13 protein-coding genes and 1 pseudogene are annotated in these 17335 nt (G+C 73.1%); 6 read left to right on the top strand and 8 right to left on the bottom strand.

What is annotated here, in order from left to right; translation table 11 throughout:
* Positions 1-117 precede the first annotated feature (117 nt).
* The 3 genes from ACFYP4_RS05850 to ACFYP4_RS05840 all read left to right on the top strand — a co-directional run bounded on the left by ACFYP4_RS05850 (position 118) and on the right by ACFYP4_RS05840 (position 5653).
* A complete protein-coding gene (locus tag ACFYP4_RS05850; protein WP_388783149.1) occupies positions 118-1329 on the top strand; it encodes an ROK family protein in 1212 nt (403 codons plus the stop codon).
* Positions 1330-1756: 427 nt separating this feature from the next.
* Positions 1757-4498 (top strand): pyruvate, phosphate dikinase, encoded by a 2742-nt coding sequence (gene ppdK / locus ACFYP4_RS05845; protein WP_358851080.1) that lies wholly within the window; start codon positions 1757-1759, stop codon positions 4496-4498.
* A gap of 228 nt (positions 4499-4726) precedes the next feature.
* Positions 4727-5653: an oxidoreductase gene (locus ACFYP4_RS05840; protein ID WP_388783145.1), complete on the top strand. Its 927-nt coding sequence runs from the start codon at positions 4727-4729 to the stop codon at positions 5651-5653.
* Between the two features lie 61 nt (positions 5654-5714).
* Here ACFYP4_RS05840 and ACFYP4_RS05835 read toward each other — a convergent pair whose 3' ends face one another.
* The 5 genes from ACFYP4_RS05835 to ACFYP4_RS05815 form a co-directional block, all read right to left on the bottom strand.
* Complete coding sequence (locus ACFYP4_RS05835) at positions 5715-6479, bottom strand: SDR family NAD(P)-dependent oxidoreductase (RefSeq protein ID WP_388783142.1); 765 nt, start codon at positions 6477-6479, stop codon at positions 5715-5717.
* Positions 6480-6572: 93 nt separating this feature from the next.
* Positions 6573-7157: a TetR family transcriptional regulator gene (locus tag ACFYP4_RS05830; RefSeq protein WP_358851083.1), complete on the bottom strand. Its 585-nt coding sequence runs from the start codon at positions 7155-7157 to the stop codon at positions 6573-6575.
* 62 nt (positions 7158-7219) lie between these two features.
* Complete coding sequence (gene nirD / locus ACFYP4_RS05825) at positions 7220-7570, bottom strand: nitrite reductase small subunit NirD (protein WP_358851084.1); 351 nt, start codon at positions 7568-7570, stop codon at positions 7220-7222.
* Entirely contained in the window at positions 7567-10170 is a 2604-nt protein-coding gene (gene nirB / locus ACFYP4_RS05820) for a nitrite reductase large subunit NirB (protein ID WP_388783137.1), read from the bottom strand. The genes nirD and nirB overlap by 4 nt, the downstream gene beginning before the upstream one ends.
* Positions 10170-11396, bottom strand: coding sequence for an FAD-dependent oxidoreductase (locus ACFYP4_RS05815; protein ID WP_358851086.1), 1227 nt, complete (start codon positions 11394-11396; stop codon positions 10170-10172). The genes nirB and ACFYP4_RS05815 overlap by 1 nt, the downstream gene beginning before the upstream one ends.
* A gap of 416 nt (positions 11397-11812) precedes the next feature.
* Between ACFYP4_RS05815 and ACFYP4_RS05810 the strand changes: the two genes are divergently transcribed.
* Positions 11813-12598, top strand: a complete 786-nt coding sequence (locus ACFYP4_RS05810; protein WP_388783132.1) for a sulfite exporter TauE/SafE family protein — start codon at positions 11813-11815, stop codon at positions 12596-12598.
* A gap of 94 nt (positions 12599-12692) precedes the next feature.
* Here the strand turns inward: ACFYP4_RS05810 and ACFYP4_RS05805 are convergent, their stop codons facing one another.
* On the bottom strand, positions 12693-13316 hold the full coding sequence (locus ACFYP4_RS05805; protein ID WP_358851088.1) for a class F sortase: 624 nt from the start codon (positions 13314-13316) through the stop codon (positions 12693-12695).
* A 165-nt stretch (positions 13317-13481) separates the two neighbouring features.
* The gene (locus tag ACFYP4_RS05800; RefSeq protein WP_388783129.1) at positions 13482-14012 is read right to left on the bottom strand and encodes a hypothetical protein; all 531 of its coding nucleotides are present in this window, start codon (positions 14010-14012) and stop codon (positions 13482-13484) included.
* Positions 14013-14502: 490 nt separating this feature from the next.
* On the opposite strand from ACFYP4_RS05800, the gene cutA reads away from it, so the two are divergent.
* Positions 14503-14835 carry a divalent-cation tolerance protein CutA gene (cutA, locus tag ACFYP4_RS05795; protein WP_358851090.1) on the top strand — a complete coding sequence of 111 codons (333 nt, stop codon included), beginning with the start codon at positions 14503-14505 and terminating at the stop codon, positions 14833-14835.
* Positions 14836-14894: 59 nt separating this feature from the next.
* A pseudogene (locus ACFYP4_RS05790) lies at positions 14895-15065 on the top strand (gamma-glutamylcyclotransferase); the annotation flags it as partial.
* Here the strand turns inward: ACFYP4_RS05790 and ACFYP4_RS05785 are convergent.
* Positions 15022-17217: a molybdopterin oxidoreductase family protein gene (locus ACFYP4_RS05785; protein ID WP_388783126.1), complete on the bottom strand. Its 2196-nt coding sequence runs from the start codon at positions 17215-17217 to the stop codon at positions 15022-15024. The pseudogene ACFYP4_RS05790 and the gene ACFYP4_RS05785 sit on opposite strands and share 44 nt — an antisense overlap.
* Positions 17218-17335 lie beyond the last annotated feature (118 nt).

Genomic DNA, 17335 nt, shown 5'->3' with positions numbered 1-17335 from the left:
GGCCGGTTCGGCCGTACCCGGCGGAGGGTTACGTCTATTTAACACGCAAAACCCAATATGTAATGCAGAGTTGGTGAGCGCAAGAGGGTGTGCGCAACAGGAAGGACGGAGAGGGTCATGAGAGCCGGGAGCCAGGCGAGCGCGGGCGAACTGCTCCAACTGGTGCGCAGCGGCCGGGCGACGACGCGCGGCGCGCTGCAACAGGCGACGGGGCTGTCCCGGGCCACGGTCGGACAGCGCCTCGACCGGCTGTTCCGCGCGGGCTGGCTGCGCGAGGGCGCGGGCGGCCCGGTCGGCTCCCCGCTGGGCGGACGGCCCTCCATCACCCTGGAGTTCGACGACACCCATGCCGTCGTCCTGGCGGCGGACCTCGACACCCGGCACGCCCGGGTGGCCGTCCTCACCCTGGGCGGGGAGATCCTGGCGGAGCACACGGGGGTCCTGGTCCTCGGGGACGGTCCGGACGTCGTCCTCGGCGAACTCGGCCGCCGCTTCGCCGAGCTGCTGGACAGGGCCGGGCGGCACGCCGGGACGGTGTGCGGGATCGGGCTGGCCGTACCGGGGCCCGTGGACAGCGAGACCGGTCTGGTGGTGCAGCCGCCGATCATGCCGGGCTGGGACGGCTACGACCTGCGCGGCCGGCTCGGCCGTGCCTTCGCCGAGCACGCGGGCGCCGACGGCGGTGCCCGCGTGCCGGTCCTGGTCGAGAACGACGCCAACCTGATGGCGTACGGCGAGCAGCGCGCCGGCTATCCGGACTGCTCCGCGTTCGCCCTGGTCAAGGTCTCCACCGGGATCGGCGCCGGGGTCGTGGTGGGCGGCGCGATCTACCGCGGCGTCGACGGGGGAGCCGGGGACATCGGGCACATCCGCGTCCCGCAGGGTGCCGACGCGCTGTGCCGGTGCGGCTCGTACGGCTGCCTGGCGGCCCTGGCGAGCGGCGGCGCCGTGGCGCGGCGGCTCACCGAGGCGGGGGTGCCGGCGGCCTCGGGCTCGGACGTGCGGGAGCTGCTGGCGGCGGGGCACCCCGAGGCGGTCACTCTGGCGCGGGAGGCCGGCCGGCACGTCGGCGACGTCCTGGCGACCGTGGTGACGCTGCTGAATCCGGGTGTCCTGATGATCGCGGGCGATCTGGCCGGAACCCACTTCCTCACGGGCGTGCGCGAGCTGCTGTACCAGCGGGCGCTGCCCCGCTCCACCGCTCGTCTTCAGGTGGTGACCTCCCGTCTCGGTGACCGGGCCGCTCTGGTCGGGGCCGGGGCGCTGGTCGTGGAGCACCTGTACGCGCCCGAACGGGCCGAGGAGCGGCTCGCCGTGCTGGGGCTGTGAGGGGCCGGGACCTCGTACGTGTCGTCCGTGTGACGCGTCCGCGACCTCGTCCGCATGATGAAATTCGGGCCTCGCCGACGGCGTGATTCTCGCCACCCCTGATAGGGGTAGCGCTCAGATGAGCGAAATAGGGGCGGATCCACTTCCCTAAGGGGTGGCACTCAGTGCCACCCCTTGATCGTTCACGGCATGAACTCAGGCGTGCCAGGTGTTGCTCAAGTGAGCGCCCTGGAGGGCCTATGAGCGGGAGCCCGTTCAAGAAGTGAAAACACGCCCCTCCTCCCCCTGCCCGTCGGCGACTTTGGATCTGGTGGCGGACGAGTGGTTACGGGCGCATGACGCGCAAGTGGACGTACCCAGGTGCCTTCGATCTGGGTATGTTCCTCGCCGTCAGGGCAGCCACCGTCACGTCGAGGAGTCGAGACCCGTGTCGGAAAACAAAGATCCCCATGTAGCGCAGAGCGGTGCCGAGGACGTGAAGTTCGTTTACGACTTCACGGAAGGCAACAAGGACCTCAAGGACCTGCTCGGCGGCAAGGGCGCGAACCTCGCCGAGATGACCAACCTGGGTCTTCCCGTCCCGCCGGGCTTCACCATCACCACCGAGGCGTGCAAGACCTACCTCGACAGCGGTGAGGAGCCGGCGGCACTGCGTGACGAGGTGAGTGCGCACCTCGACGCCCTCGAGCGGAAGATGGGCAAGAAGCTCGGCCAGGCCGACGATCCCCTCCTGGTGTCGGTCCGTTCCGGTGCGAAGTTCTCCATGCCGGGCATGATGGACACCGTCCTGAACATCGGGCTCTCCGACAAGTCGGTGCAGGGCCTGGCCAAGCAGGCCGGCGACGAGCGCTTCGCGTGGGACTCCTACCGCCGCCTCATCCAGATGTTCGGCAAGACGGTCCTCGGCGTCGACGGCGACCTCTTCGAGGAGGCGCTGGAGGCGGCCAAGGCGGCGAAGCGGGTCACGGTCGACACGGACCTCGAGGCCGCCGACCTGAAGAAGCTCGTCACCAAGTTCAAGAAGCTCGTCAGGACCGAGGCGGGCCGGGACTTCCCGCAGGACCCGCGCGAGCAGATGGACCTCGCCATCCACGCGGTCTTCGACTCCTGGAACACCGACCGCGCGAAGCTCTACCGCCGTCAGGAACGCATTCCGCACGACCTCGGCACGGCCGTCAACGTCTGTTCCATGGTCTTCGGCAACCTTGGCCCCGACTCCGGCACCGGTGTCGCCTTCACCCGCGACCCCGCCTCCGGCCACCAGGGCGTGTACGGCGACTACCTGCAGAACGCCCAGGGCGAGGACGTCGTCGCGGGCATCCGCAACACGGTCCCGCTCGCCGAGCTCGAGCAGATCGACAAGAAGTCGTACGACCAGCTGATGCAGATCATGCAGACCCTGGAGAACCACTACAGGGACCTCTGCGACATCGAGTTCACCATCGAGCGCGGCCAGCTGTGGATGCTGCAGACCCGTGTCGGCAAGCGGACCGCCGGTGCCGCCTTCCGCATCGCCACGCAGCTCGTCGACCAGGGCCTGATCGACGAGGCCGAGGCGCTCCAGCGCGTCACCGGCGCGCAGCTCGCCCAGCTGATGTTCCCGCGCTTCGACGAGGCCGCGAAGGTCCAGCAGGTCGGCCGGGGCATCGCCGCCTCGCCCGGTGCGGCGGTCGGCAAGGCGGTCTTCGACTCGTACACCGCGGTGAAGTGGTCGCGTTCGGGCGAGAAGGTCATCCTGGTCCGCCGCGAGACCAACCCGGACGACCTGGACGGCATGATCGCCGCGGAGGGCATCCTCACCTCGCGCGGCGGCAAGACCTCGCACGCGGCCGTGGTCGCGCGCGGCATGGGCAAGACGTGCGTGTGCGGCGCGGAGGAGCTGGAGGTCGACACCAAGCGGCGCCGGATGACGGTGCCGGGCGGCCATGTCGTCGAGGAGGGAGACGTCATCTCCATCGACGGCTCCACCGGAAAGGTCTACCTGGGCGAGGTCCCGGTCGTCCCGTCCCCGGTCGTCGAGTACTTCGAGGGCCGGATGCACGCGGGCGCCCACGACGCCGACGAACTGGTCGCCGCCGTGCACCGGATCATGGCGTTCGCCGACCGCAAGCGGCGCCTGCGGGTGCGCGCCAACGCGGACAACGCCGAGGACGCGCTGCGGGCGCGGCGCTTCGGCGCCCAGGGCATCGGCCTGTGCCGTACGGAGCACATGTTCCTGGGGGACCGCCGCGAACTGGTCGAGCGTCTGATCCTCGCCGACACGGACACCGAGCGCGAGGAGTCCCTGAAGGCACTGCTCCCGCTGCAGAAGCAGGACTTCGTGGAGCTGTTCTCCGCGATGGACGGCCTGCCGGTGACGGTCCGGCTGCTCGACCCGCCGCTGCACGAGTTCCTGCCCGACATCACCGAGCTGTCGGTCCGGGTCGCCCTCGCCGAGTCCCGCAAGGACGCCAACGAGAACGATCTGCGCCTGCTCCAGGCCGTGCACCGCCTGCACGAGCAGAACCCGATGCTGGGCCTGCGCGGCGTGCGCCTCGGCCTGGTGATCCCCGGCCTGTTCACCATGCAGGTACGGGCGATCGCGGAGGCCGCCGCCGAACGCCGCAACGCCAAGGGCGACCCGCGCGCGGAGATCATGATCCCGCTCGTCGGCACGGTCCAGGAGCTGGAGATCGTCCGCGAGGAGGCCGACCAGGTCATCGCCGAGGTCCAGGAGGCCACCGGAGTCCAGCTCGACCTGGCCATCGGCACGATGATCGAGCTGCCGCGGGCCGCGCTGACCGCCGGTCAGATCGCCGAGGCCGCGGAGTTCTTCTCGTTCGGCACGAACGACCTCACCCAGACGGTGTGGGGCTTCTCCCGCGACGACGTGGAGGCCAGCTTCTTCACCGCGTACCTGGAGAAGGGCATCTTCGGAGTCTCCCCGTTCGAGACCATCGACCGGGACGGCGTCGGCTCGCTCGTGCGCAGCGCCGTCGAGGCCGGGCGGGCCACCCGCCCCGACCTCAAGCTCGGCGTCTGCGGCGAGCACGGCGGTGACCCGGAGTCGGTGCACTTCTTCCACGAGGTGGGCCTCGACTACGTCTCCTGCTCGCCGTTCCGGATCCCGGTGGCGCGACTGGAGGCCGGGCGTGCGGCGTCCTCCTCCGCGGGGAGCGACCACCGCTAGGCCCTGGACCCCCGGGATCGCCGTCGGTCACTTCCTGACCCTCACCGACACGGCGACGACCCCGGTGCACCGGGAGAGGGCGGTACCCCTGTGCGGGGGGTGCCGCCCTCTCCGGCGTCCGCGTTCCCCTTCCGGGTGCGGGGTCCCGGGGACGGCCGGGAGGCGGGCGTACGGTGAGGGGACAGACCGTCGGCGAGGGAACACGGCTTCGGAGAGGGAACATCCGTCATGACCGGCTGGAACGCGAGCGACATCCCCGACCAGAGCGGCCGTACCGCCGTCGTCACCGGCGCCAACAGCGGCCTCGGCTACGTGAGCGCACGGGAGCTGGCCCGCCGCGGCGCCCGTGTGCTTCTCGCCTGCCGCAGCGAGGAGCGCGGACAGGAGGCGGGTGACCGCCTCGTCGCCGAAGTGCCGGGCGCGGACGTGCGGTTCGTCCGGCTGGATCTCGGCGAGCTGGCCTCCGTACGGGAGTTCGCCGCGGCCTACCCGTACGAGCGGCTCGACCTCCTCGTCAACAACGCCGGCGTCATGGCGCTGCCCCGGGGCCGCACCGCCGACGGGTTCGAGACCCAGTTCGGGGTCAACCACCTCGGGCACTTCGCGCTCACCGGACTGCTCCTGCCCGCCCTGCTGAGCACTCCCGGCGCGCGGGTCGTGACCCTGTCCAGCATGGTGCACGCCCTGGCCAACCTCGACATCGACGACCTCAACAGCGAGCGCGAGTACCGGCGCTGGATCGCCTACGCCCGCTCCAAGACCGCGAACCTGCTCTTCACCCACGAGCTTTCCCGCCGGCTCGCCGCCGCCGGGGCGGGCCCGGTGTCCGCAGCCGCGCACCCCGGGTACGCGTCCACGAACCTGCAGACCGCCGGGCCGCGGATGGAAGGGCGCAGGCGCGCCGAGCGGTTCGCGGAGCTCGGCAACCGGGTCTTCGCCCAGAGCGCCGAGGCCGGCGCGCTGCCCACGCTGTACGCGGCCACCGCGCCCGGTGTCCGCCCCGACTCCTTCGTCGGGCCCTCGTTCGCGATGTGGCGCGGCGCGCCCGCGGCGTCCTGGCGTGCCCCGTGGACCCGCGACGACCGGGCGGGCGAACTCCTGTGGGCCGCCTCCGAACGGCTGACCGGGGTCACGTACGACGCCCTCAAGGGGTGACGGCCGGCGCCGGGACCCTCCGGGACCGGCGCCACGGCTCACGGGTCGGTGGCCGGTGGGCTCAGAGGGAGCCGCCGCCGTCGACGACGAGGTCCGTGCCGACGACCGAGGCCGCGTCGTCGGACGCCAGGTACAGGACGGCGGCGGCCACCTCCTCGGTCCTCGACACGCGGCCGAGCGGCACCGCGTGCCGCATGCGGTCCGCGCGCCCGGCCTCGGTCTCCCCGGGGAGCAGTGACATCGTGGTCGCGGTGGCGCCGGGGCTGACGGCGTTGATGCGCACGCCCTCGCCGATGTGGTCCAGGGCGGCCGCCCGGCTCAGCGCGGTCACGGCGGCCTTGGAAGCGCCGTAGGCGGCGGTGCCGGGAACGCGGGTGTGGGCGCCGATGTTGGAGGCGACGTTGACGATCGCGCCGCCGTCCGGCTGGGTGCGCATCCGGCGGATCTGGGCCCGCAGCGCCAGGAACACACCCGTCACGTTGGTGTCGAGCTGGGTGTGCCAGTCCGCCTCCGGGAGGTCGGCGACCGGCAGGCCGCCCCGGAAGACGCCCGCGTTGTTCACCGCCACGTCCAGCGAACCGAAGTGGCCGACGGCCGCCTCGACGAGCGCCTGCGCCCCGCCGGGGCGGGCCACGTCGGCGGGTACGGCCAGCGCCGTGCCGCCCCGTTCCCCGATCAGCGCGACCGTCTCGTCGAGCGGGGCCGCGGTGCGCCCGGCCACGACGACGTGCGCGCCCTCCGCCGCGAACGCGAGCGCGGTGGCGCGGCCGATGCCGGAGCCGGCGCCGGTGACGAGGACGGTCCGGCGGGAGAAGCGCTGAGCCATGATGTCTCTTTTCTAGACCGATCGTTTCAATATGAGGGCATGCGGAAGGGCGCAAGGCGCACGGGTGCGCCCTCGCGGGGGAGGGGCGGGGTCTCAGTCGAGCAGGGTCAGTGCCTGTTCCGCGGCGTCCCGGACCCGGGCGGGGTCCGGCGAGGCCTTGCCCACCACGCGCAGGCCCTGCATCAGGACCAGGAGCATGCGGGCGAGCGCGCGGGGATCGCGGCCCGCGGCCAGCTCCCCCTGGGCGCGGGCGCGGACGAGGGCGGAGTGCAGCAGGGTCTCGAAGTGGTCCCAGCTGTGCTCGACCCGGCGTGCGGCGGCCGTGTCGTGCGGGGCCAGCTCGGTCGCCGTGTTGGTGACGAAACAGCCGTTCAGGCGGGTGTCCGCGGTCGCCGCCTCGACGGCGAAGCGCCGCACCACCGTGCGTACGGCGGGCAGTGCCGGGCCCGGCTGGGACAGCTCCCGCAGCAGGTCCGGGTCGCGGGACTCGCTGTACCGGTCCAGCGCCCTGAGGTAGAGCTCGTGCTTGCTGCCGAACGTCGCGTAGAGACTGGCGCGTCCGACGCCGAGGTGCTCGACGAGGTCCGCCATCGACGTCGCCTCGTAGCCGCGCTGCCAGAACAGCTCCAGGGCTGACTGCAGCGCGGCGTCCGGGTCGAACTCCTTGGTCCTGGCCACGCACGGCAGCCTAGACTTTTGTGGAATGATCGGTCAAGTAAAGGCGTGCCGCGTGCGGGGCTTCAGAAGGCGCGCACCTCGTAGGCCGCCACGCTCACCGACTCGTCGTCCAGGCACTGCCCGGAGGTCAGGTCGAAGCGCTGCTTGAGCAGCGGCGAGGCGACGAACGGCCGCCCCCCGTGACTGCCGGTCAGACCGCGGGAGAGGACCGCGGCGCCGGTGAACGGGTCGCGGTTGTCGATGGCGTACGTCCGGCCCGCGCGGTCGAGGAAGAGCGCGACCTGACGGCCGTCGGGCAGCAGCGCCGCGACGCCGCGGCCCGGCGTCAGCAGGGACAGGTCACAGACGGTGAACCAGTCCTCGGCCAGGCGGAGTTGCACCTTGAGGGCCGTGGTCTCGGGGGCGATCGTCATCGCTGGACGCTTCCTTCCAGGGCTTCGGCGGGCCGCGTGCCGATGGTGAGCAGCGGCAGGTCGGGCTTGATCTGGTCGCGCTCCGGCACGAAGCCGACGACCGGGTCGGGAGTGTCGGGCGCGTTCACGAAGGACACGAACCGGGCGAGCTTCTCGGGGTCGTTGATGGTCTCGGCCCACTCGTCGCGGTAGCCCGCGACATGGGCCCGCATCAGGCCCTCCAGTTCCTCGCAGATGCCGAGCGAGTCGTGCACCACCACGTCGCGCACGTGGTCGAGGCCGCCCTCGATCCGCTCCAGCCAGGTCGACGTGCGCTCCAGGCGGTCGGCCGTGCGGATGTAGAACATCAGGAACCGGTCGATCAGGCGCACCAGTTCGGCGTCCGACAGGTCCTGGGCGAGCAGGTCGGCGTGGCGCGGGGTCGCGCCGCCGTTGCCTCCGACGTACAGGTTCCAGCCGTTGGAGGTGGCGATGATGCCGAAGTCCTTGGACTGGGCCTCGGCGCACTCGCGGGCGCACCCGGAGACCGCCGACTTCAGCTTGTGCGGGGAGCGCAGGCCCCGGTAGCGCAGTTCCAGGTCGATCGCCATGCGCACCGAGTCCTGCACGCCGTAGCGGCACCAGGTCTGGCCCACACAGGATTTGACGGTCCGCAGCGACTTTCCGTACGCGTGCCCCGACTCGAAGCCCGCGTCCACCAGCCGGGCCCAGATCAGCGGCAGTTGCTCGACGCGCGCGCCGAACATGTCGATGCGCTGGCCGCCGGTGATCTTCGTGTAGAGCCCGAAGTCCCGGGCCACCTCGCCGATCACGATCAGCTTCTCCGGGGTGATCTCACCGCCAGGGATGCGCGGCACGATCGAGTACGAACCGTTCTTCTGGAGGTTGGCGAGGAAGTGGTCGTTGGTGTCCTGGAGCGCGGCCTGCTCGCCCTCCAGGACGTAGCCGCCGGCGCCGATCGTCGGGGCCAGCGAGGCGATGATCGAACCGATGGCGGGCTTGCAGGTCTCGCAGCCGTCACCGCCCCGGGCGTCCTCGCGGCCGTAGCGGTCCAGCAGCGCCTGGTAGGAGTTGATGCGCAGGGCGAGGACGATCTCGTACAGCTCCTCGCGGGTCTGCGCGAAGCAGCCGCACAGTCCCTTGTCGACCTCGACGCCGCTCGCCTCCAGCTCGGCGGTGACCAGCTGGCCGAGGACCTTCACGCAACTGCCGCAGCCCGTACCGGCCTTGGTGCACTTCTTCACCTCGGGCACGGTCGTGCAGGAGTGCTCGGTCACCGCGCCGCGGATGGTGCCCTTGGTGACGTTGTGGCAGGAGCAGATGACGGCCTCGTCCGGCAGGGCCGACGGGCCGAGGGTGACCTGGCCGCCGGAGCCGGCCGGCAGGACGAGCTGCTCGGGCGCGACCGGCGGCACGGACCCGGTGAGGGCGCGCAGGGTGCCGTACGCGTCCGCGTCGCCGACCAGGATGCCGCCGAGCAGCCGGCCGTCGCGGCCGATGACCAGCTTCTTGTAGGTGCCGGAGCGGGAGTCCGCGTAGACGACGTCGAGGCAGTCCGCGGCCGTGCCGTGCGCGTCACCGAAGGAGGCGACGTCGACGCCGAGCAGCTTGAGCTTGGTGGAGAGGTCGGCGCCCGTGAAGCTGGCCTCGTCCGCCGCGATGGTGGCGGCGGCCGTCTCGGCCATCTCGTAGCCCGGCGCGACCAGGCCGTAGACCCGGCCGTCCGACGCGAGGGCGCACTCGCCGATGGCGAACACCTGCGGGTCCGAGGTGCGGCACTGCTCGTCGACGCTGATGCCGCCGCGCTCGCCGACCGTGAGCCCGGTGTCGCGGGCCAGCTGGTCCCGCGGCCGGACACCGGCGGAGAACACCACGAGATCCGTGGCGAGTTCGGAGCCGTCGGAGAGTTTCATGCCGGTGACCGCGCCGTCCTCACCGACGACGATCTCCTGCGTGCCCGTGCCCGTGTGCACGGTCAGGCCCATCTCCTCGATGGTGCGCAGCAGCGCCGCGCCGCCGCCCTCGTCGACCTGCACCGGCATCAGACGCGGCGCGAACTCCACGATGTGCGAGGTCAGTCCGAGTCCCTTGAGGGCGCCCGCGGCCTCGAGTCCGAGCAGACCGCCGCCGACCACGGCACCGGTCGTCGCCCGCGACTTCGCGTACTTCTCGATGGCGAGCAGGTCCTCGATCGTGCGGTAGACGAAGCAGCCCTCGGCGTCCTTGCCGGGGACCGGCGGCACGAAGGGGTACGAGCCGGTGGCGAGGACGAGGGTGTCGTAGCCGAAGACCTGACCCGAGCGTGCCGTCACCTTCCTGGCCTGCCGGTCGATCGTCTCGGCAGGGTCGCCGAGGTGCAGCTCGATACCGTGCTCCTTGATGAACTCCTCGTCGCTGAGCGACAGTTCCTCAGGGGTGCGGCCCGAGAAGTACGAGGTGAGCTGGACCCGGTCGTACGCGGGGCGGGGCTCCTCGCACAGCACGACCACGCGGTGCGTGGCGGTCAGGCCGCGCTCGGCGAGCGCTTCGAGGAAGCGCTGGCCGACCATGCCGTGGCCGACGAGCACGATCGTGGGGGTGCCCCCCAGGGTGGCGGTCATCAGGAGCCTCCGTCGTTGGTGAGCAGGTGGAGCAGTGGGGCACCGTCGGTGGGGAGCGGCTCTGCTCCCTCCCAGGCGCGCGCGAGCGCGCCGACGGTGCCGAGTTCGCCGACGAGTACGCCGCCGACCAGGCGGTCGTCGCGGACGACGACCTTGCGGTAGGTGCCCCGGGTGGCGTCGGTGAGCTGGATGACGTCGTCGCCCGGGCGGGGCTCGGTCTCGCCGAAGGCGGCGAGGTCGAAGGGGGCCTGCCCGGTCAGGGTGAGCCGGGTGAGCGCGCGGGTGCCGCTGTAGCGGGCGGCGGCGTCGCCCGTGGCGCCGGCGAGCAGTTCGGCCAGTACGTCGGCCTGTTCGAGGGCCGGTGTCGCCAGGCCGTAGACCGTGCCCTCGTGCTGGGTGCAGTCGCCGATCGCGCGGATGTGCGGGTCGGACGTCCGCAGCTGGTCGTCGACGAGGATGCCCTTGTGGACGGCCAGGCCCGCGTCCTGGGCGAGCCCCACCCGGGGGTGGACCCCGCAGGCCAGGACGACGAGCTCGGTGTCGAGGGCGTACCCGTCGGCCATCTCGACCGAGCGGACCGCCCCGGCGACGCAGCGCACGTCCCGCACCCGGGTCTCCGTGTGCACCTCGACGCCCAGGTCGGTGAGGTGCCGGTGCACCAGCCGGGACGCGGACGGGTCGAGCTGGCGTTCCATGAGCCGCTCGGCCTGCTGGGCGAGGACCACCTGGGCTCCCCGCACGGCCAGCGCCCGGGCCGCCGAGACACCCAGCAGACCGCCGCCGATGACGACGGCCCGGGTGCCCTGCCGTACGGCCTTGGACAGGCCGAGGCAGTCGTCCATGGTCCGGAACGCGTGCACGCCCTCGGGCAGTTCGTGCCGCTCCTGGGCGAACAGGCCGCGCAGGGGAGGCAGTACCGGGTTCGAGCCGGTCGCGAGGACCAGCGTGTCGTAGGCGATCACGGAACCGTCCGCGCAGCGCAGCGTGCGGGCGGCGCGGTCGATGCCGGTGACCCGGGTGCGGACCAGACCGGCCGGGGCCGGCAGGGCGATCACCTCTGGGGCGTACCGCCCGGCCAGGACCTCGGCGAGCAGCACCCGGTTGTAGGGCCGGTGCTCCTCCTCGCCGACGAGCACGACGGACATGCCGAGCTCGTCGAGCCGCCGGGCGAGCCGGGCGCCCGCGATCCCGGCGCCGATCACCACCACACGCGTTTTCGAGGTCATGCCAACAGCGTGCGTGGCCGGTGTTACCCGGTGGCATCACTCCCGTTTCCCGCGGGGAACGCTGCGCTCAGCGCGTGCCCGGGGCGGGTGTGAGGGTTGTGGCGGGCAGCCCGCGGGGCGCTGTGAGAGACCCGGCCCCCACACCGGCGGGCGCGGCGGCCCCGTGCCACGCCATCGGGCGCGGCGGCCCAGTGCCGCATCGGCCCGCCGCCCCGGCCCGTGCCGCATCGGCCCCGCCGAGGCGGGCGGCGCGATCGCCGAGCGCCTCGGCATCAAGCCCGGCGACCGCGACTCCGACCCCGTGCCACGCCCCGCCCCCGGACCGCAGGTCAGCACAGCACGCCGCCCCCGCCCGAACCTCAGAAGACCCTCAGGTCGATGGACGCCACAACTACCTCGTCCGTAGGGTCCGGTCCATGCCCGACATATCGCTGACCATGGTGGTCGTCCTCTGCCTCGCCTCCCTCGCGGCCGGCTGGGTCGACGCCGTGGTCGGCGGGGGCGGGCTGCTCCTGCTGCCCGCCCTGCTGCTCGGCCTGCCGAACAGCGGGTCGGCCGCCCAGTACGCGCTCGGCACCAACAAGGCCGTGGCGATCGTCGGCACGACCGGCGCGGCGGTGACCTATGCGCGCAAGGCGCCCGTGGACGTCGGCACGGCCGTGCGCATCGGACTCGCGGCGCTCGCGGGCTCCACGGCGGGCGCGTTCGTCGCCGCCGGGATGAGCACCGAGGTGCTGAAGCCCGTCGTCATGGTCGTCCTGCTCGGCGTCGGAGCCTTCGTGATCCTGCGCCCGGCCTTCGGCACCGCCCCGTCGACGGAGCCGGTCCCGGCCCGCCGGGTCCTCGCCGCGATCGGGCTCGCGGGCCTCGGCATCGGCTTCTACGACGGACTGATCGGCCCGGGCACCGGCACGTTCCTGGTGCTCGCCCTCACCGCGCTCCTCCACCTCGACCTGGTGACCGCCTCCGCCACCGCCAAGATCGTCAACTGCTGCACCAACGCGGGCGCGCTGGCGATGTTCGCCTGGAAGGGCACGGTCTTCTGGCAACTGGCCGCGCTGATGGCCGTCTTCAACCTCGCCGGCGGCATGATCGGGGCGCACACCGCGCTCAAGCGGGGCAGCGGGTTCGTCCGGGTGGTGCTGCTGACCGTGGTTTTCGCGCTGGTCGTGAACCTGGCCTACCAGCAGTGGCTGGCCTGAGCCCCGGCCGGAACCGGCACGCCGGCTGAGCCGCTCCCGGCGGCCGGGCTCAGCGGCTCCCGGTGGGCAGGCTCAGTGGCTCCCGTGGGCAGGCTCAGCGGCTCCCGGTCAGATGGGCGAAGACGACCACGTTGCCCTGGTAGCCCGTCGCCTTCGAATAGCCGCCGCCGCAGGTGATGACGCGCAGCTCGGGGCGCCGGGCGGCGCCGTACACCTTCTCGTCGGGGAAGTGGCGGGCGTCGTACACCTCGACCGCGTCCACGCTGAAGACGGCGACCGAGCCGTCCCGCCGTGCCACCTCGACGGGGCTGCCCTTCTTCAGACCGCCGAGACGGTAGAACACGGCGGGGCCCTCGGCGTTGTCGACGTGACCGGCGACGACGGCCGTGCCCGTCGCACCCGGGGTGGTGCCGGCCTCGTACCACCCGGCGAGGTTCTTCCTGGCGGCCGGCGGTACGTCCAGGCTGCCCTGCGGGGTCAGCCCGAGCCCCATCAGCGGGGCGTCCACCGCGATGGCGGGGATGCGGATGCGGTCGGGCGGGGAGGGCGGCAGCGCCGGTGCCGCGGACTGCCTCCCGGCCGCTCCGGGCGACGCCGCCTGCGCGGCGGAGGGCTGCGGCGGCGTCCGCCGCTCGGTGCCGCTGTGCAGCAGCCACGCGCCGGAGCACAGGGCCGTCACGGTGACGGCCGCTATGGCGAGGTTGCTCAGTCCGCGCACATGAGCCTCCTGTCTCTGTCCACGGGGCCGCGTCCGGTCCCGGTGCCACGGTGCCCGCGCCGGTGGGACGGGCCGGGTCCGCCGCCCCCTCCGGGCCGCGAGGGGCGTCGGACCCGGAGGGGGAGGGGACGGCGGTGCCTGGGGACGGACAGCGGAGGGTGTCCGTCAGAACCCGTCGCCTCTCGCCCGGCGATGCAGGAGCCAGGTACCGCCCGCGGCGGCGACGGCCAGCGCCGCCACTCCCGCCGCGGTCTGCACGGGGTCGGGGCCGAGTGCGCCGCCGACCCCCGTCTTCACACTTCCGCGCGGGAGCACCCGCTGCTCGGTGGAGGTCAGGGTGACCACCAGGTCACCGGCCGCGCGCCGCCCGCCGGAACACTTCGCGACGATCTCGTACGTCCCGGGCTGCGCGCCCGGCGGCACCCGGAACCGGCCGGCCGCGTCCTGTCCGTCGGCGCCGGGGGCCAGCGCGAACGTGCCCGCGCCCACGGCGCTGGCGTCGCCCGTCACCGTGTCCTCGGCCCCGCACGCCTCCGTGTCCACGGCGACGTCGGCGCCGGGGGCGACGGCGGACGGGTACACCTCCAGGATTCCGGTGTCCTCGCCGTACGCGGGCGCGCCGTACGCGGGTGCGGCGGCAAGCCCCGCGGCGGCGACGGCGAGCGCGGTGCCGGTCAGCAGACGGGTTGTGCGCATCGTGTTGCTCCTCCGAGAGGGCGCGGCCCGCGGCACCCCCATGTGCCGCTGCGTCGGTCGCGCCCCTGCCCTACCGAGGTAAGTGGCACCGGGCCCGGCCCGCTTGCCGAGAAGGCGCCGGAAACGGCGTGAACGGGGCCGGTCACCGGACGCGCCGGGACCGGACCACGGCCGTTCCAGCAGGTCACCGGCGTACGGCCGGTGTGTCCTCGAAGAGATGTCCAAGGGCGCGGGGCGCGGGTGTGAACGGGTGACCCGGCCGCCGCGCACCCCCGGCCCGCCGGGGGACCGCCTCCGACGTGACCGCGGACAGCGCGCGCCCGCGTGCGGGGGCCGACGCGCTGACGCACTGACGCAGGACGTCAGGGACGGGCTGCGTCCCGCGGGTGTGTGTGGGTGTGCGTGGAGCGAGAATCGATGCCGCGAAGGCGCGAACGAGGGCCCGGAAGACGCGAAGGCGCGAACGAGGGCCCGGAAGAGGAGACCGATCATGGCCACGGCCGACTGGCTGACCGTCCTGACCACGACCGACGCCGCGGGGAAGGCGCAGGCGCTCGCCCGGGGCGCGGTGGAGGCCCGGGCCGCGGCGTGCGCGCAGATCTCCGGCCCGGTCACCTCCGTCTACCGCTGGCAGGACGCCGTGGAGACGGCCGAGGAGTGGCAGGTGCTGTTCAAGACGACGGGCGCCCGGTACGACGCGCTGGAGGCGTACCTGCGCGAGGCGCACGACTACGACACCCCCGAGATCATCGCGACGCCCGTCGTGCGGGGGAGCGCGGACTACCTGCGATGGGTCGCGGAGGAGACGGGCACCGGGGCGTGACCCGGCCGCCGCTGCCCTTCTTCGTCTACGGCACCCTGAGCCCCGGCGAGCCCAACCAGGTGACACGCGCGGACGGAACACCCGTGCGGGCCCGGGTGTACGTGGCCGCGCCGGCGGTCGCCGCCCGGCTGCGCTCCCGCGGCACACGCATCGAGAGCGGCGACTGGCACACCCGCCGCACAGCCCTCAGCTCTTGTCGACCGCCTCCACCCGCACCGCGCACGCCTTGAACTCCGGCATGCGGGAGGTCGGGTCGAGGGCCGGGTTGGTCAGGGTGTTCGCGCGGCCCTCGCCGGGCCAGTGGAAGGGCATGAAGACGGTGTCGGGCCGGATGCCGGTGGTGACGCGGGCCGGCGCGACGGCCCGCCCCCGACGGGACACGACGGCCACCGGGTCCCCGTCCACGGCCCCGAGCCGCTCGGCGAGCCGCGGATGCATCTCCACGAATGGGCCGGGCGCGGCGGCGTTCAGCTCGTCCACCCGCCGGGTCTGGGCGCCGGACTGGTACTGCGCGACCACCCGCCCGGTGGTGAGCAGGACCGGGTACTCGGCGTCCGGTTCCTCGGCGATCGCCCGGTGCGACACGGCCACGAACCGCGCCCGCCCGTCCTCGGTGGCGAACCGGTCGAGGAAGAGGCGCGGCGTACCGGGGTGAACCCCGCCGCCGGACTCACCGGACTCACCGGACTCACCGGACTCGCCGGACTCGCTGGCCGGGTCGTCGGGCAGCGCGTCGAACGCCGCGTCCTCGCAGTCCTCGGGGCCGTCGGCGGCCTCCGGTGCCGGGCAGGGCCAGAACACCCCGTTCCCCTCGGCCAGCCTGCGGTAGGTGATCCCGGAGTAGTCCGCGGGCCCGCCCGCGCTCGCCCGGCGCAGCTCCTCGAAGACCTCCTCCGGATCCGCCGGGAAGCCCTTCTCCACACCCAGCCGCCCCGCCAGTTCGTGCAGGACGTCGAGATCGCTGCGTACCCCCTCGGGCGGTGTGACGGCCCGGCGGCGCAGCAGGACCCTGCCCTCCAGGTTCGTCGTCGTGCCCGTCTCCTCCGCCCACTGGGTGACCGGCAGGACCACGTCGGCCAGCGCGGCCGTCTCGGACAGGACCACGTCCGCGACCGCAAGGAAGTCCAGCGACCTCAGCCGCTCCTCGATGTGCGCGGCGCGCGGCGCGGACACCACCGGGTTGGAGCCCATCAGCAGCAGCGAACGGATGTCGGTGCCCATCGCGTCGAGCAGTTCGTACGCGCTGCGCCCGGGCCCCGGCAGCGACTCCGGGTCCACACCCCACACCTCGGCCACGTGCCGCCGGGCCGCCGGGTCCGTCAGCTTGCGGTAGCCCGGCAACTGGTCGGCCTTCTGGCCGTGTTCACGGCCGCCCTGCCCGTTGCCCTGCCCGGTCAGGCAGCCGTAGCCGGACAGCGGCCGCCCCGCGCGGCCGGTCGCCAGGCACAGGTTGATCCACGCGCCCACCGTGTCGGTGCCCTTGGACTGCTGCTCGGGCCCGCGGGCGGTGAGCACCATCGCGGACGCGGGCTCGCAGAACATCCGCACCGTCTCCCGGAGCTGCGGAACGGATACCCCCGTGATCCGTTCCACGTACTCCGGCCAGTGCGCCATCGCCGCGGCCCGCGTCTCCTCCCAGCCGCTCGTACGGTCCTGGATGTACTCCTCGTCCGTGCGCCCCTCGGCCACGACCAGGTGCAGCAGCCCGAGCGCCAGCGCCAGGTCCGTGCCCGGCCGCGGCGCCAGATGCAGGTCCGCCTGCTCCGCCGTGCGGGTCCGGCGCGGGTCGATCACGATCAGCGTGCCGCCGTTCTCCTTCAGCTCCGTGAGGTAGCGCAGGGCCGGCGGCATCGTCTCGGCGAGGTTCGAGCCGACGAGGATCACACAGCCCGTCCTCGGGATGTCCTCCAGCGGGAAGGGCAGCCCCCGGTCGAGGCCGAACGCCTTGAGCCCGCCGGCCGCGGCGGACGACATGCAGAAGCGTCCGTTGTAGTCGATCTGCGAGGTGCCGAGGACGACGCGCGCGAACTTCCCGAGCGCGTACGCCTTCTCGTTCGTCAGGCCGCCGCCGCCGAAGACCCCGCACGCGTCCGGGCCGTGCTCCGTACGCGTACGGGACAGGCCCTCGGCGATCCGGTCGAGGGCCTCGTCCCAGCCGGCGGGTTCCAGGACGCCCGCCCGGCGGACCAGCGGGGAGGTGAGCCGTACCCGGGACGACAGCAGCGCGGGCGCGGTACGGCCCTTGCCGCACAGGGCGCCCCGGTTCACCGGGAAGTCCGCGCGCTCCGTCAGCTCGACGCCCCCGTCGGGCGTGGGCGTCAGGTTCATCCCGCACTGCAGGGCGCAGTACGGGCAGTGCGTGGGCGTCGCGGAGATCTGCATGCCGCCCAGCGTGCGTCGGCCGTGTTACGCACCGGGACGTACCCCGTTACGCCCCCGGCACGGGGACCTCCCGGCGGGGTGGACGTCACCGTGAGGGCGCCGTCCCTGCACGAGGGCT

It is taken from the genome of Streptomyces sp. NPDC005551 (assembly GCF_042871785.1).
GTDB lineage: Bacteria > Actinomycetota > Actinomycetes > Streptomycetales > Streptomycetaceae > Streptomyces.
The sequence above is the reverse complement of the archived record's forward strand: the minus strand, read 5'-3'. Positions and strand labels throughout refer to the sequence as shown.

Coding starts and splice junctions, on each gene's coding strand:
- nirB (WP_388783137.1), bottom strand. CDS start 10,170: ATGACCGCCACCCTGGGGGGCACCCCCACGATCGTGCTCGTCGGCCAC.
- ACFYP4_RS05850 (WP_388783149.1), top strand. CDS start 118: ATGAGAGCCGGGAGCCAGGCGAGCGCGGGCGAACTGCTCCAACTGGTG.
- nirD (WP_358851084.1), bottom strand. CDS start 7,570: ATGACGATCGCCCCCGAGACCACGGCCCTCAAGGTGCAACTCCGCCTG.
- ACFYP4_RS05815 (WP_358851086.1), bottom strand. CDS start 11,396: ATGACCTCGAAAACGCGTGTGGTGGTGATCGGCGCCGGGATCGCGGGC.
- ACFYP4_RS05810 (WP_388783132.1), top strand. CDS start 11,813: ATGCCCGACATATCGCTGACCATGGTGGTCGTCCTCTGCCTCGCCTCC.
- ACFYP4_RS05840 (WP_388783145.1), top strand. CDS start 4,727: ATGACCGGCTGGAACGCGAGCGACATCCCCGACCAGAGCGGCCGTACC.
- ACFYP4_RS05785 (WP_388783126.1), bottom strand. CDS start 17,217: ATGCAGATCTCCGCGACGCCCACGCACTGCCCGTACTGCGCCCTGCAG.
- cutA (WP_358851090.1), top strand. CDS start 14,503: ATGGCCACGGCCGACTGGCTGACCGTCCTGACCACGACCGACGCCGCG.
- ACFYP4_RS05800 (WP_388783129.1), bottom strand. CDS start 14,012: ATGCGCACAACCCGTCTGCTGACCGGCACCGCGCTCGCCGTCGCCGCC.
- ACFYP4_RS05835 (WP_388783142.1), bottom strand. CDS start 6,479: ATGGCTCAGCGCTTCTCCCGCCGGACCGTCCTCGTCACCGGCGCCGGC.